Raw genomic sequence first — 15,675 nt, 5'->3', positions numbered from 1 at the left:
GGGATGATATAGATTTAAAGTGATTTGTTATAAAAGAGGAGGACGCTCTGAGATATGAAACGCAGTTTTATCATAAAAAGGAAGCGCTCAGACGATTTTCTATTAAAATCATCGGAGCGCTATTTACTTTGGGATGGATGTGCTAGCCTCTTGTGCTTTAAATGTATTTAAATAAAATTATCTGTTATCAACTGTTTCAGGGTATAAATCATGATTCATCATGCGATAGTCGGCCATTTTTTCATATTTTGTTTCTGGACGACCATAGTTCGTATAAGGATCAATTGAAATACCACCACGAGGCGTGAATTTACCCCATACTTCAATGTAGTGAGGGTCCATTAATTCTATAAGGTCATTCATGATAATATTCATACAGTCTTCATGAAAATCACCATGATTACGAAAACTAAACAAATAAAGTTTGAGTGATTTTGATTCAACCATTTTTACATTTGGAATATATGAAATATAGATGGTAGCAAAATCAGGTTGACCTGTAATTGGACATAAAGATGTGAATTCAGGGCAGTTGAATTTAACAAAGTAATCTCGTCCCTGATGTTTATTATCAAACGTTTCTAATACGTCTGGACGGTAATCAAAATCATATGTGTTGTTTTGATTGCCGAGTAATGTAATATCCTTTAATTCTTCTTTTGAACGACCTTTAGGCATTGGTATGCCTCCTTCTTTAATTTGATTGTTGCTTTTTATGACGATGTTCAGAGTATGTGGAGCGTCTTGCTTTTTCAAACATATAATAACTTGCACCTAGAATAATAATATAACCAATTACAGCGTAGAAATCAGGTGCTTCTTTGAATAAAACAAAACCTATGAGTGCTGTAAAGATGATAGAAGCGTATGTGAAAATAGAAATATCTTTTGCAGGTGCATAACTGTATGCGACAGTAATTCCGATTTGACCAACAGCTGCTGAAAGTCCTGCTAAAACAAGGTAGATGATTTGTATACGGCTCATCGGTTCATACGTAAATATAACAAATGGTAACAGCGCAATAACTGAGAAGAATGAAAAATAAAAAACAATCGTGTAAGGTGCTTCGCGTGTACTTAATGCACGTACAGCTGTATAAGCCGAAGCTGCAAAAATACCAGACAACAATCCTGTCAACGCAGGTAATATTTCTGAAGAAAATTCAGGCTTGACTACAAAAAGCATCCCAACGATTGCGACAAGCATTGCTGTAATTTGATACTTTTGAATATATTCTTTTAAAAATATTAAGCTTAATAGAATCGTCCAAAATGGGTTGAGTTTCATAAGTATGTCTGCATCGCTTAAAACCATATGATCAATGGCATATATATTTAACAACACACCCGTTAAGCCTAAAATCGAGCGTGTAATGAGTAAGGGTTGACTGCTGAGTTTACCGAAAAAAGGTTGCTTGAATTTAATAATAAAGAAAAGGGGAATAAACATCGCTACAAAATTTCGAGCTAATGATTTTTGAAATACGGGCAAATCTCCGGCGAGACGAAAGAAAACAGCCATAAAGCTAAAACCAATCGCAGAAATTAAGATAGCAACGATGCCTTTCATTTTTGAATTCATTAAATCGCCTCTTAATTATAAAAATTTGACTTATACATCGTAGCATAAAAAGCGTTACCGTGCATTATATCTTGAAATTTTGTGAAGGAAGTGTACAATAAAATAGAACATATGTTCTGTTTTGGGTGGTTTAATAATCCTTTTATCATCAAAAGTCAAGCGTTAAAAATGTTTTCTTACAGAAAAAATTTTTCTGTTTCCTAAACCTATTGATACTATCGCTTTTGATGACAATCGGTGACAAAAATTCATATTTATCTCTTTAAAAACAGAAAGGACTTATGTATAATGAAACACATAATATAGTACCGATGAACGAAAAGAAACACTATATATTGTGTTTGAAAGATGAGAAATAGGATGAAAACGGTTGGAATTGATAGAGGATTACACGTTTTTGCACATTCTATTTCTTTTCTTCTCTACATGTAGTGTTATTAATTTTTTAATGAACGATTGCATGATGAATATAGCAATTTGCGAAATGAGCGCATCATCTTAAAGTGCATATGACAACAAATATATGTTCGCATTTAATTAAATGAGAATTATATTGTGATTGAGAGAAAACAAAAGCAATTATATAAAAATCGTTCATTTAATATGAAAGGTGGTTATTCAATATGAAAGTCGTTTTTTATTCTTTTACCGGCAATGTAAGACGCTTTGTTAAGCGTGCAGAACTTGATAACACACTTGAGATTAATGAAACGAATGCATCTGAAGAGATGACAGAACCCTTTATTATTGTGACAAGTACAATTGGTTTTGGAGAGGTGCCTCAACCAGTACAACAATTTTTAGGGAAAAACCATGAATATTTAAAGGGCGTTGCAGCAAGTGGAAATCGCAACTGGGGACAAAACTTCGCAAAGGCTGGCGTAACAATTTCTGACGAGTACAATGTCCCTTTATTATTGAAGTTTGAATTACATGGGAATGCCCAAGACACAACAGAATTTAAAGAGAAGGTGGTCAATTTTTATGAAAACTATGGAACAAAAGCAGTACAATCACATTGAATTAAACAATCAAGTCACAAAGAGAAATGAAAACGGCTTTTTTCAAATAGAAAAAGACCAAGAAGCGTTAGCGGTGTATCTTGAAGAAATTAAAGATAAAACCGTTCATTTTGATAGTGAATTGGAGCGCCTTCACTTTTTAGTTGATAATAATTTTTACTACAACGTATTTAACGACTACAGTGAAGCGCAACTTGCTGAAGTCATTGCATTTGCATCTTCAATTCCATTTGCATTTGCGAGCTATATGTCAGCAAGTAAGTTTTTTAAAGACTATGCACTTAAAACCAATGATAAATCAAAGTACCTTGAAGATTATCATCAGCATGTCGTGATTGTGTCACTATACCTTGCAAAAGGTAATGTCGCTTTAGCTAAACAATTTATTCAAGCGATGATTGATCAACGTTACCAACCAGCGACACCTACATTTTTAAATGCAGGACGTGCGCGTCGTGGGGAACTTGTATCATGTTTCTTATTAGAAGTGGACGACAGCTTAAATTCCATTAACTACATAGATTCAACTGCAAAACAACTCAGTAAGATTGGTGGCGGTGTTGCTATTAATCTATCCAAACTACGTGCCAGAGGCGAAGCAATCAAAGGCATCAAAGGTGTAGCAAAAGGCGTGCTCCCTGTTGCTAAAGCTTTAGAAGGTGGCTTTAGTTATGCTGATCAGTTAGGTCAACGTCCAGGAGCAGGTGCAGTATACCTTAATATTTTTCATTATGATGTGGAAGAGTTTTTAGACACTAAAAAAGTAAATGCTGATGAAGATTTACGTTTGTCTACGATTTCTACAGGTCTAATTGTGCCATCTAAGTTTTTTGAACTAGCAAAAGAAGGTAAAGACTTCTTTATGTTTGCGCCACATACGGTTGAAAAAGAATACGGTGTCACACTCGATGACATTAATATTGATGAATATTACGACCAACTTGTTGAAAACCCAAATATTATGAAGAAAAGCAAAGATGCACGTGAAATGTTAAATATGATCGCGCAAACACAATTGCAATCAGGCTATCCTTATTTAATGTTTAAAGACAATGCCAACCGTGTGCATGCGAACTCTAATATCGGCCAAATCAAAATGAGTAACTTATGTACGGAGATTTTCCAATTACAAGAAACATCTGTCATTAATGATTATGGTATTGAAGATGAAATTAAGCGAGATATTTCATGTAACTTAGGTTCATTAAACATTGTAAATGTAATGGAGTCTGACAAGTTCAGAGATTCAGTGCATACAGGTATGGATGCACTGACTGTTGTAAGTGATGAAGCTAATATTCAAAACGCACCTGGTGTAAGAAAAGCAAACAGTGAACTTCATTCTGTTGGTTTAGGTGTGATGAACTTACACGGTTATCTTGCGAAAAATAAAATAAGCTATGAATCAGAAGAAGCTAGAGACTTTGCTAATGTTTTCTTCATGATGATGAACTATTATTCAATCGAACGTTCTATGGAAATCGCAAAAGAACGTGGCGAAACTTTTGTTGGCTTTGAACAAACAGATTATGCAAATGGTCGCTATTTTGAGCGTTATACGTCTGAAGACTTTTTGCCACAATATGATAAAGTAAAAGCATTATTCGAAAATCACGATATACCAACACGTGAAGACTGGAAAGCATTACAAGCTGAAGTTGAAAAATACGGTCTTTATCATGCATACCGTTTAGCGATTGCACCAACTCAAAGTATCTCATACGTACAAAATGCGACAAGTTCTGTTATGCCAATCGTGGATCAAATTGAACGACGCACATACGGAAATTCTGAAACATTTTATCCAATGCCATTTTTATCACCGCAAACGATGTGGTATTACAAATCAGCATTTAACACAGATCAAATGAAATTAATCGACTTAATTGCAACGATTCAAACACACATTGATCAAGGTATTTCTACAATTCTCTATGTAAACTCAGAAATTTCAACACGTGAATTATCTCGACTTTATGTTTATGCACATTACAAAGGGCTTAAATCTTTATATTACACAAGAAATAAATTACTTAGCGTCGAAGAATGTACAAGTTGCTCAATTTAGCCATAAATTGATGCCGAACTAATATTAACTATCATGCTTGGGGCAACGAAGTCATTGATTTCAGCCCCATACATGCGTGATGCATAGATCGTGATACTAATAAAAAGATAAGGAGAAATGGAAATTAATGATAGCTGTAAATTGGAATACTCAGGAAGATATGACGAATATGTTTTGGCGTCAAAACATTGCTCAAATGTGGGTTGAAACAGAATTTAAAGTTTCAAAAGATATTGCGAGTTGGAAAACTTTAACTGAACAAGAACAAGATGCCTTTAAAAAAGCATTAGCTGGGTTAACAGGATTAGACACACATCAAGCTGATGATGGTATGCCTTTAATCATGATGCATACAAGTGACTTACGTAAAAAAGCTGTCTATGCTTTTATGGGGATGATGGAACAGATTCATGCGAAAAGTTATTCACATATTTTCACAACATTGCTTCCTTCAAGTGAAACGGATGAGTTATTGGACAAATGGGTAATTGAAGAGCCACATTTGAAATACAAATCTGAGAAAATTGTTGGGACGTATCATAAATTATGGGCGAAAGAAACAACAATATATGATCAATATATGGCGCGTGTTGCAAGTGTATTTTTAGAAACATTTTTATTCTTCTCTGGTTTCTATTATCCACTTTATTTAGCAGGGCAAGGCCGTATGACGACATCTGGAGAAATTATTCGTAAAATTTTATTAGATGAATCCATTCACGGTCTATTTACTGGACTGGATGCACAAAGTTTGCGTAGCGAGTTATCCGAAAGTGAAAAACAAAAAGCGGATCGTGAAATGTATAAATTATTAGAAGATTTATATGCAAACGAAGAATCTTACACACGTAAATTGTATGAGCCTCTTGGTTTAGCTGATGACGTGCTCAATTATGTACAATATAACGGTAACAAAGCACTTTCTAACTTAGGTTTTGAACCGTACTTCGAAGAAAAAGAGTTCAGCCCAATTATTGAAAATGCTTTAGACCGTACAACTAAAAACCATGACTTCTTCTCAGTAAAAGGAGACGGTTACGTTTTAGCACTTAACGTTGAAGGCTTACAAGACGAAGACTTTATTTTTGATGACAACGATAAAGCATAAAAAGATATAAACTCCTCTTTTTCTAGGCGTGACAGCATGTTAGATGTCGGGATGTCTTGAGGAAGTCTATACAATTTGATTGAGCAACCTCACCTCCAACTGGTGAGGTTGTTTTTGTGGCGCTCTGTCAAAACGAACTGATGCGCAAAATGTAGAGGTGAACTTAAGTCAAGAATACTGAAATAGAAAAAAGAGTATTCTTTAGGGGGCATATTATCTAACGTTGAAAGCACTTTTTTAGAATTGTAAAAAATAAGGATATATTCCACAATGCCCAACATCACTTCATTCTTGGTTTGATAGCCTTAATGATATATCAATTCTTTTTGATGAACTACAAAAAGATTCGTGCACACAATGATAGGCGCTATACTTAATATTTAAGACGTGGTTGGAATGTGATGTCCAATCTTGTTTTGATAAGACAACAAAAAGAGCGGGGCAAAAATCTACACGATTTTTACCCCGTTTTAGCTATTCATACTAGGGGAAGCATGGTTCACCCCAGCCATTCCTTTTCAGTCATTTCACTGATGTGATGTTATATTAAACAAAATAAAAAGAATTCCTGATTTTAGCTCAAATGAAAACCATATTAAATCTCGAAATAGTGATGATAATGAAATTTACATCGATTATTAAAATGGGCATCACATTCTGGACAAGCTTCCGACATCATATAAGTTTCAATTGACATTTCATGGCCACAAACGCCACACATAATGGCCTTTACTTGGAATTCATCTGAATGCCATCGTTTTGGGCGATGCTTCTCAGATTCATTATGGCACTTAAAGCAAGGGTAATATTTTTCACAGCATTTAAACTTTATTGCAATAATATCATAAGGCGTATGATAATGAATACATCGTGTTTCTTTATCTACAGTGGCACCATACACTTTAGGCATACTATTCGCTCCTCACATCAGTTACTATTGATCTTCTAACTTTTCTCCAATAATGCGAACTTCACGTTCTAATGCAACATCAAATTTCTCTTTTACAACAGATTGAACATGGTGGATGAGACTTTCATAATCTGTTGCTGTCCCGTTATCAACATTTACCATAAATCCTGCGTGCTTTTTCGATACTTCTACGCCACCAATACGATGACCTTGCAAGTTTGAGTCTTGTATGAGTTTCCCAGCAAAATAGCCAGGTGGGCGACGGAAGACACTCCCACATGATGGATATTCAAGCGGTTGTTTTGACTCTCGACGCTCTGTTAAATCATCCATCTTTTCTTGAATACTTTCGAGCTGACCAGGTGTTAGGGTAAAGGCAGCTTCAAGGACAACGTAATGTTGCTGTTGGATAATACTATTTCGATAATCGAGTTCTAATCCATTATGTGTGAGTTGGAGCAATTCGCCTCGTTCGTTAATCACACGTGCATAATCAATGACATCTTTAATCTCGCCACCATATGCGCCAGCGTTCATGTATACAGCGCCCCCAACTGAACCTGGAATACCGCAAGCAAATTCAAGGCCTGTCAGTGACAAATCACGTGCTTTTCTTGAAACGTCAATAATTGCTGCACCACTGCCAGCAATAATCGTTGCATCAGAAGCCTCGATATGATTTAAATCTAATAAACTTAAAACAATGCCTCTAATCCCACCATCACGAATAATAATGTTAGAGCCATTACCTAAATAAGTTACTGGAATTTGGTTATCGTAAGCATATTTTACGACTTTTTGTACATCTTCATATGAATCAGGCGAGATGTAAAAATCTGCATTACCTCCAGTTTTTGTATAAGTATAACGTTTAAGGGGCTCGTCTACTTTAATGATGCGTTCTGGGACGAGCGCTTTTAACTCTTGTAAGATGCTAGAATGATTCAAAATTAACATCCTTTCTTTGTCTGTATTCGTTGATAATTTAATTGTTTCTGCAACAAAGTTCTGCTTAATATTTTGTTTTAGAAATGTCGGCAGAAATTTATTTAATTCTATTTTAACTGTTTTATGATAAAGCGTCATGTTTTAATCGAAATTCTAAGACGAATATTGACGCAGATTTTTAAACCATTGTGCTTTTTGTGCTTCATAATCTCGAATAGCTAACGTTGTATCTGTCAATTGCTGTTTTTGTGTTGAAAAATAGTCAATGGCTTTTGGATGGGATGTTAACAAATCATGATATTGCGCATACTGTTCGAAAATAGGGGTGTGACGTTGGAGAATATGCAGTCGGACTTCCTGTTTTAAATCAATTAAGTTATTAAACTTCGCCATCATAACCTTTTTTTCGTAAGGATGATGCAAACGATAAAATCCAGCGTAATTTAATCTTTTTTCATCTAATGAAGTAATATCATGAAGGTTGTCCACACCGACTAAAATGTCTAGGATGGGTTCTGTAGGATAGTTAAAATGAAAGGTCCCTCCGATATGCTGTGTACTTTTCACTGGAGACTTCAATAAGTTAAAGAGAATATCTTGATATTTTTGATATTGTTGCGCATAAAAATCTTGGTGTTGCTCGGTAATAAAAGGTTGAACATGACGATACATGTGAAAGCCTCCTTATGGCTAAAATAAGGCATTTTGCTTAATTCTGCATAACTATAACATATATTATTTTCAAGTTAAATATGTTTCTGTATAATACGAATTAATAAGGGGTGCAATGATGAAAAAATGGATTAAAATTATAATTTTAAGCTTTTTAGCGCTCATGTTACTTCCGGCATGTATGCATTCGTCTGAAGACCAATTAAAAGCGTTTGATCAACATATGAAAATAGTCAATGAAAAAGAACGCATATTAAGTAAAACACTCAATCAAATGGACTTAAATCAAATTCATTATTTAAGTCAAACCGATACGACAGATAAAAATAAACAAGCATTTAATGACATAAAAAAAGCAATCGATCAAAAGTTAAAGCCGAAATTTAAAGATTATAAAGAGGAAGCCAATCAACTTCCGGCACGAGATGATACATTGAAAGCATTAAAATCAACTTATTTAAAAGGAATTGATCAAAAAGAACATGAAATCAAACAATTGGATTCATTTATAGCACTTTGTCAAAAATCTATTCAATCCAATGAAAAAATTCTAGATTCTACACAAGCATTTGAAAAACATCGTAGTCGTGTCGAGTCGCAAATGAACTTGGCGAAACAAACAGAACAAGGTTCAAGAGAAAATGAAATGCTTGAAAATAAACTCATCAGTAACAACCAAGCGATTAAAGAGATAGCAGAAAAATCAATGAATGCTAAAAGTGAGAAGGCACAATTAGATGCCATTCATAAAGAAATGCTACCGCTCATTCAAGGACAAATAAAAGAACTAAATAAAACGCAATTAAAAGACAGTGCAACAAATAACGCGCGTCAAAATGCGATTGAAATGTATTATAAATTAGAACGTTATTATCAAGAAAGAGCGAAAACGATTCAATATAGTGAAAAATTATCAAAATTTGATGTAAATCAATTAGTAACAAAAGGGGACGATTTAGAACGTTTCGATCAACCTTTTGAAAAAGAAAAAAGAAAGTTAGAGTCTAAATAAGATCGCTCGTAAGACTAAGGATTAAAGGGGAATCATATGCGTCATAAGGAAGAAAAGAATGGATTTCATACGTGTAGATTTCCAGTTTCAATCAAAATTAAAGGTTAACAAGGATAGATTATGTGTGTATAATGGTACACATTGAGAAAAGTTGAATTAAATGACAGATAAAAGACAAACAGAAAATATACTTAGAGGTGAAGAGAATGGCGATAAAGCTAACTTCGATTGACCAATTTGAGCAAGTGCTTGAACAAAACAACTATATTTTTATATTAAAGCATAGTAATACATGTCCAATTTCCGAAAATGCATTTGACCAGTTTAATAAATTTTTATATGAACGTGATATGGACGGTTATTATCTCGTTGTTCAAGAAGAAAGAGAATTATCGGATTATATTGCTGAAAAAACAGGTATTCAGCACGAATCACCACAGGCATTTTATTTTGTAAATGGTGAGGTCAAATGGCATGATAGCCACAATAATATTAATGTATCTTCACTTGCGCAAGCTGAAGAGTAATCAATTTGTAAAATGGAACGCTTATAGGGTATTGTAGAATCACTACAAAATGTCTATAAGCGTTCTATTCGTTTGTATTCAATTATAAGTCAACGCTATAATATGGAGTGGTTGAACAATCCATGATTATTAAAATGGACAAATAGAGAGAAAATGGAAGCTTAATCTTTCCAAAAGCATACCTTGTTATAGCGTTTATGCAAGCAAGATACCCATTGTATTATAAGTGTAGCGCTCATAGTACGCTAGCAGTTTGAGCAGTGAAAAAACAGTATAATCAATAACGAATCGTTTCAATTTGATATTTAAGAGATATGAGAGATAAGAGGGTGACAAAATGAAAGTTTTAGTTGCGATGGATGAATATAACGGCATTATTTCGAGTTATGATGCTAATCGCTATGTGGAAGAAGCTGTAGCGAGCCAATTAGAATCTGCAGATATCGTTCAAGTTCCATTATTTAATGGTAGAAGAGAATTGCTGAACGCTGTATTTCTATGGAAGTCTGGAACACAGTATCGAATCTCTGCGCATAATGCTGAAATGCAAGCTGTTGATGTCACATACGGCCATACAGATGATGGTTTAACAGTGATTGAAGCAAGTCAATTTTTAACAGGTCAAGCGCCACACGTCAATTTGACAAGCTATGGTCTTGGTGAAGTCATTCGACATGCGTTAGATAAAGCGGCACAACATATCGTTATTTCAGTTGGTGGCATTGCTTCATATGATGGCGGTGCGGGTATGTTAGAAGCGTTAGGTGCACGTTTTTATGATGACGAAGGTCAACGTGTTGACATGACAAAAGGTGCACGCCAAATTAAGCATGTTCGTCATATTGATACAAGTGATTTGGATCAACGGTTGCAACAATGTCGTATCCAAGTTTTGGTCGATTTTGAAAGTAAGTTATATGGTAAACAAAGTGCGATTATGAAAACTTATATAGAACAGCAAATAGATAGAACTCAAGCTGTAGAAATTGATAACCTATTATGGTATTTGAGTGAGTTATTTAAAAATGAACACCAATTGTTGTTAGGTCCTATTGAAAGAGGTGGTGCAGGCGGTGGGACTGCTGCAACTATGGCGGCACTGTTTAATGCTGAAATCAATACAAGTCATGAACTTGTTGATCAAATTACAGGTCTTGATCAATTAGTTGGACAAGCGGATTTAATCATCTTTGGTGAAGGTATAGATGAACAAGATGAAATTATAGATACATCATCATTGCGCATCGCTGAATTATGTCAAAAACATGATAAAGTTTCTGTGGCATTGTGTGGCACTGCAGATAAATTTGAACGTTTCGAAGCTTTAGGTGTAACGGCTATGTTTAATAGCTTTATCGAAATGCCAAAACAATTGACAGACTTCAAAATGGGGATTCAATTACGCCATAATACAATACAAGCCATCAAGTTATTGCGCACGCATTTACCACAATAAAAGAAGTTTAGGATAACAATAATTTGAGTAGTTTTAAGATGACATCTAGATTGAGGGGGTTAAATTGCCTCCCTCAATGAAGAATGCTTTCAAAGCGAAATACAATTGATAAAAAAGAGTCAGAGAATACAGTTTCTCTGACTCTTTTTGACTTCTTTTGACAGCAATAAAGTTATGCTTTTTGATTTTCAGCCACTTTTTGTACGATACCAATGATGACTTGAACTGCTTTTTCCATAACATCAATCGATGCATATTCATATGGCCCATGAAAATTGTCACAGCCTGTGAAAAGATTTGGTGTCGGTAACCCCATAAATGATAATTGTGAACCATCTGTACCACCACGTATAGGTGCAGTATTTGGCGTAATGCCTAAATCTTTATACACGGCTTTAGGAATATCTATAATATGTTGAAGTGGTATGATTTTTTCTGCCATATTATGGTATTGATCATGAATGACAAGGTTTACAGGATTGTAATAATACTGTTTGTTTATCTTCTCTTGAATTTCAATTAAAGTTTGTTTTCGATTTTCAAATGAAGTACGATCATGATCTCGAATAATATATTGTGATGTAACTTTTTCAACATTACCGTTCATTTGCATCAGGTGGAAGAATCCTTCGTAACCATCTGTATGCTCTGGAACTTCTTGAGCAGGTAGCGATTGATGAAAAATATTCGCCAGATTTAAAGCGTTGACCATTTTATCTTTTGCAGAACCCGGATGAACATTGACGCCTTCAAAAGAAATCGTTGCTTCTGCAGCATTAAAACTTTCATATTGAAGTTCGCCTAATTGACTACCATCCATTGTATAAGCAAAATCTGCATCAAAACGTTCAACATCAAATTGATGTGGCCCACGACCAATTTCTTCATCAGGAGTGAAGCCTACTCGAATACGACCATGTTTAATCTCTGGATGATTTAATAGGTAACGTAATGCTTCCATGATTTCTACGACGCCTGCTTTGTCATCTGCACCTAATAATGAAGTGCCATCAGTCGTCATTAAAGTATGCCCTTTAACTTTAACGATGTCTGGAAAGACTTCAGGATTGATTTCACGTCCAGATGTACCTAATTTAATAATACCGCCATCATAATTGTCGACGATTTGAGGATTGACATTTGCAGCATTGAAGTCAGGAGAAGTGTCTACATGAGCTAAAAAGCCAATAGTTGGCACCGGTACTTCAATATTGGCTTCTAATGTCGCAAATAAATAGCCTTGATCATCTAAATCTGTTTGCAATCCCATCGCTGACAATTCTTTCTCTAGGAGATGTAATAAATCCCATTGTCTTGTAGTGGAAGGTGTTGACTCACTATTGGGATCAGATTGTGTATTAATTTTAGTGTAGCGTGTGAGTCTTTCGATAATTTGTTCTTTCAAGTTGACCACTCCTTCTCTTTACGTTAAATACGGTTATTCATATGATAACCTTTACGATAAGTCTTACCTTTAAGTTTACCATAGTAATGCTTGATGCGTGTATAGATATAATAGAAGATCTCAGCGCAGAGTATTCCAAAAGCTATCGCGCCAGACGTTAGTGTTACTTCTAAAAACTGGTTTACAGCGGGTGTATAGGAATTTGATACTAATAGTCGTGTTGCTTCATAAGCTGCGCCTCCAGGTACAAGAGGAATAATACCAGGTAATATAAAAATAATGACAGGACGTTTATAACGGCGGCTCATCGTATGACTCATAATGGCTAATATAAAACTTCCAAGAAAAGCGGCCATAACGATGCCGTAGTTCATATCTACAGTGAATTTATAAATGGACCAACCCATTGCACCAACAAAGCCTGACGCAACTAGCAATCGCTTAGGTGCATTGAATATAACTGAAAATAGCATTGTAGAAATAAAACTAATCATAAACTGCGCAATGTAATACAAAATGACGGTCAATGCTTCCCACACCTTTCTTAAAATATGAGTAATACAATCGCGACGCCTGCTCCGATAGCAAAAGAGGTCAATGCGGCTTCGACACCTCGAGACATTCCGGCAAGTAGTTCTCCCGCCATTAAGTCACGAATGGCATTCGTAATTAAAATACCTGGGACAAGGGGCATAACACCAGCGATTGTGATAATATCCTGATTGATTGCCCAACCCATTTTAGTAAAAAAGGCAGCAATCGTAATCACGACCATTGCACTTATAAATTCAGAGAAAAATTTAATCTGTATAAAGCGTTGTACTAAATCAAATGTTAAAAATGCCGCGCCACCTGCAATAACTGCATAAATAAAATCATGTGCGACACCGCCAAACATGAATAAGAAAAAGCCACATGCAATGGAAGCGGATATAAATTTAATAATAAACGAATACTGTAACGAAGCATGGTCTAAATGAATTAACTCCGATTTTGCTTCGTCTAATGTTAAAGCATTTCGTGAGATTTTTCGTGAGATATTATTAGCCATTGCAATTTTTTCTAAGTCCGTCGTACGTTCACGCACCCGAACAAGGCGTGTATTCGTACGATCATTTAAGGAAAAGATGATGGCTGTAGATGTGACGAAAGCATATGTATCTTCAAGTCCATAACTTGCAGCAATTCGGCCCATTGTATCCTCAACTCGGTACGTTTCAGCACCACTTTCTAGTAGGACTTTACCTGCAAGTAAGACAACGTCAATGACTTTATCTTCATCTATAATCGTTAATGCCTCTGCCATGACTATGCCTCCTTTTTAATAACAATCAATTGTCAGTCTACATTGGAATAAAGGGTCTTGCAATATATAATACCTATGTTTTCAAAAAATCATAAGCAAAAGCTTTACATATGGGGAATAAATAATATTTTTCATAATAGGCTCACACTCAAAATCATCTCAAAATTATCTCAAAATAATTTCACAATTTCACATTAGAAAAAAGGAGATTCATTCAATGCGCTATAGCGTTACTTTAGTTTCTGAACTAGGTGTTGCTGTTACAGAATTATTTTCTTTTCTACTTTGAAAAAACGACTAAAAATATAGAACTCAAAAAAGACACTTCGCGTGGATGAACGTGTCATACGCGAAGTGTTTAAAGCATCTTGCTTATTGTAATTTAATAATTGGATTAAACATGACTTTATTACGGCCTTCATTTTTTGCAACGTGGAGCATGTCATCTGCATCTTTAAAAACTTTTCGATGAGATTTATGTGCTTCACTATCTAAATAGCCGACACCAATCGATACAGAAAGTTTAATCACCGTTTTATCAGGAAGGTGAAAATTAGACTTTTCAACTGCTTTTCGAATATTTTCGGCGAGTTTCACACATTCATCTAAAGAATAATGACGAAGGACAATCGAAAATTCTTCACCGCCATTACGAAAAATTTTAGTCTTTTTAGGTACGTAATTTTGAAATAAGTGAGACATTTGTTTTAAAACAGCATCTCCAGCACGATGTGTATGTGCATCATTGACATCTTTGAAACCATCAATGTCTATCAGTAATAAAGCTAAACTTTGGTTATTATCATCTGCAATACGTGAGACTTCGTTGAGATGACGGTCAAATTCTTTAACATTTCCTAATCCCGTCAAATAATCCACCGTTTCTTCATTTTCGTAACGCTCGATTAAAGAGAAAAATCTTAATAAATCAACATAGAAAATCGCTGTTACTAAAGTAGCGATAACAGAAAGTGGTATTAAGTAGATGACTTCTTTGATATCATACGATGGCATAAATAATGCAATAACGGTCAAAATAATGATACTTAATACATTCAAAATTTGAATTGCAACGACATGGTTCTGTTTTAAAAATGGGCCGATAGTACTCACAACGCCTGCAATGATAATCAGTGCGATAGCATAAGTTAAAGATGTAGATAATACAAAATAGCCGACAAGTGCAATAATAATGGCTGAAATAAATGTGTAAAAGGAATTTGTATAGCGTCCTAAAAATAGTAAAGGAACAAAAGAAAGTTGAACCATATAATGTTCTATAGGTACGGGATATAATGCTAGTAATAGTCCAACAATTGTCATCAATACGGTGATATAGCTTTTTGAAAATCTAAAATCGTGTGATTCTGCGTATTGAAGACGATGAAATAAATATATACCAGCAATGGTTACTGAAATATTATAAATAATAGCTTCAATCATAATTTATGACTCCTTTTCTTGACCATTAGTTATTGTAAGTGAAATGTTACATTTTGTCATTCATTTTTATAAGAGAAAATCAGAATTTTAAATGATAAAATGTCGTGTTAGTATTTTTATAATAAGTTAAAAAAATTAAAATATCACAATTGTGTCAAAATGGATAGCGATCATAACGCATAGAGTGATCATGAGAATAACGTAAAAGAATATACA

Annotated in this window: 15 protein-coding genes; 6 read left to right on the top strand and 9 right to left on the bottom strand. The window is 34.7% G+C overall.

All coding sequences use genetic code 11. From position 1 onward, the window contains the following. Window positions 1-177: 177 nt before the first annotated feature. Window positions 178-678, bottom strand: coding sequence for a preQ(1) synthase (gene queF, locus CD118_RS00820; RefSeq protein ID WP_050331613.1), 501 nt, complete (start codon window positions 676-678; stop codon window positions 178-180). Between the two features lie 16 nt (window positions 679-694). Further along, the gene (locus tag CD118_RS00815; protein ID WP_050331612.1) at window positions 695-1,582 is read right to left on the bottom strand and encodes a DMT family transporter; all 888 of its coding nucleotides are present in this window, start codon (window positions 1,580-1,582) and stop codon (window positions 695-697) included. 623 nt (window positions 1,583-2,205) lie between these two features. Here CD118_RS00815 and nrdI point away from each other — a divergent pair. The 3 genes from nrdI to nrdF all read left to right on the top strand — a co-directional run bounded on the left by nrdI (window position 2,206) and on the right by nrdF (window position 5,780). Next, on the top strand, window positions 2,206-2,604 hold the full coding sequence (gene nrdI / locus CD118_RS00810; protein ID WP_050345966.1) for a class Ib ribonucleoside-diphosphate reductase assembly flavoprotein NrdI: 399 nt from the start codon (window positions 2,206-2,208) through the stop codon (window positions 2,602-2,604). Further along, window positions 2,567-4,672: a class 1b ribonucleoside-diphosphate reductase subunit alpha gene (nrdE, locus tag CD118_RS00805; RefSeq protein ID WP_050331610.1), complete on the top strand. Its 2,106-nt coding sequence runs from the start codon at window positions 2,567-2,569 to the stop codon at window positions 4,670-4,672. The genes nrdI and nrdE overlap by 38 nt, the downstream gene beginning before the upstream one ends. 127 nt (window positions 4,673-4,799) lie before the next feature. After that, entirely contained in the window at window positions 4,800-5,780 is a 981-nt protein-coding gene (nrdF, locus tag CD118_RS00800) for a class 1b ribonucleoside-diphosphate reductase subunit beta (RefSeq protein WP_016424501.1), read from the top strand. Between the two features lie 595 nt (window positions 5,781-6,375). Here the strand turns inward: nrdF and CD118_RS00795 are convergent. The 3 genes from CD118_RS00795 to CD118_RS00785 form a co-directional block, all read right to left on the bottom strand. Then, window positions 6,376-6,690 (bottom strand): CHY zinc finger protein, encoded by a 315-nt coding sequence (locus CD118_RS00795; RefSeq protein ID WP_050331609.1) that lies wholly within the window; start codon window positions 6,688-6,690, stop codon window positions 6,376-6,378. Window positions 6,691-6,714: 24 nt separating this feature from the next. Continuing rightward, a complete protein-coding gene (gene murB / locus CD118_RS00790) occupies window positions 6,715-7,647 on the bottom strand; it encodes a UDP-N-acetylmuramate dehydrogenase (protein WP_050331996.1) in 933 nt (310 codons plus the stop codon). A 144-nt stretch (window positions 7,648-7,791) separates the two neighbouring features. Beyond that, complete coding sequence (locus tag CD118_RS00785) at window positions 7,792-8,310, bottom strand: GrpB family protein (protein ID WP_060830275.1); 519 nt, start codon at window positions 8,308-8,310, stop codon at window positions 7,792-7,794. Between the two features lie 118 nt (window positions 8,311-8,428). On the opposite strand from CD118_RS00785, the gene CD118_RS00780 reads away from it, so the two are divergent. The 3 genes from CD118_RS00780 to CD118_RS00770 all read left to right on the top strand — a co-directional run bounded on the left by CD118_RS00780 (window position 8,429) and on the right by CD118_RS00770 (window position 11,305). Further along, on the top strand, window positions 8,429-9,322 hold the full coding sequence (locus CD118_RS00780) for an EMYY motif lipoprotein (protein ID WP_103356091.1): 894 nt from the start codon (window positions 8,429-8,431) through the stop codon (window positions 9,320-9,322). Window positions 9,323-9,528: 206 nt separating this feature from the next. Further along, window positions 9,529-9,849 (top strand): bacillithiol system redox-active protein YtxJ, encoded by a 321-nt coding sequence (gene ytxJ / locus CD118_RS00775; protein ID WP_016424506.1) that lies wholly within the window; start codon window positions 9,529-9,531, stop codon window positions 9,847-9,849. Between the two features lie 337 nt (window positions 9,850-10,186). Then, the gene (locus CD118_RS00770; RefSeq protein WP_050331606.1) at window positions 10,187-11,305 is read left to right on the top strand and encodes a glycerate kinase; all 1,119 of its coding nucleotides are present in this window, start codon (window positions 10,187-10,189) and stop codon (window positions 11,303-11,305) included. Between the two features lie 172 nt (window positions 11,306-11,477). On the opposite strand, the gene pepT is transcribed toward CD118_RS00770, so the two are convergent. The 4 genes from pepT to gdpS form a co-directional block, all read right to left on the bottom strand. After that, entirely contained in the window at window positions 11,478-12,710 is a 1,233-nt protein-coding gene (gene pepT, locus CD118_RS00765) for a peptidase T (RefSeq protein ID WP_060830273.1), read from the bottom strand. Between the two features lie 23 nt (window positions 12,711-12,733). Further along, entirely contained in the window at window positions 12,734-13,228 is a 495-nt protein-coding gene (locus CD118_RS00760) for a threonine/serine exporter family protein (protein WP_050331995.1), read from the bottom strand. A gap of 26 nt (window positions 13,229-13,254) precedes the next feature. Continuing rightward, the gene (locus CD118_RS00755; protein ID WP_050331604.1) at window positions 13,255-14,016 is read right to left on the bottom strand and encodes a threonine/serine exporter family protein; all 762 of its coding nucleotides are present in this window, start codon (window positions 14,014-14,016) and stop codon (window positions 13,255-13,257) included. Window positions 14,017-14,388: 372 nt separating this feature from the next. Further along, window positions 14,389-15,459, bottom strand: a complete 1,071-nt coding sequence (gdpS, locus tag CD118_RS00750) for a GGDEF domain-containing protein GdpS (RefSeq protein WP_050331603.1) — start codon at window positions 15,457-15,459, stop codon at window positions 14,389-14,391. Window positions 15,460-15,675 lie beyond the last annotated feature (216 nt).

The sequence above is a fragment of the Staphylococcus coagulans genome (assembly GCF_002901995.1).
GTDB lineage: Bacteria > Bacillota > Bacilli > Staphylococcales > Staphylococcaceae > Staphylococcus > Staphylococcus coagulans.
This window is presented reverse-complemented; position numbering and strand designations above follow the sequence as displayed.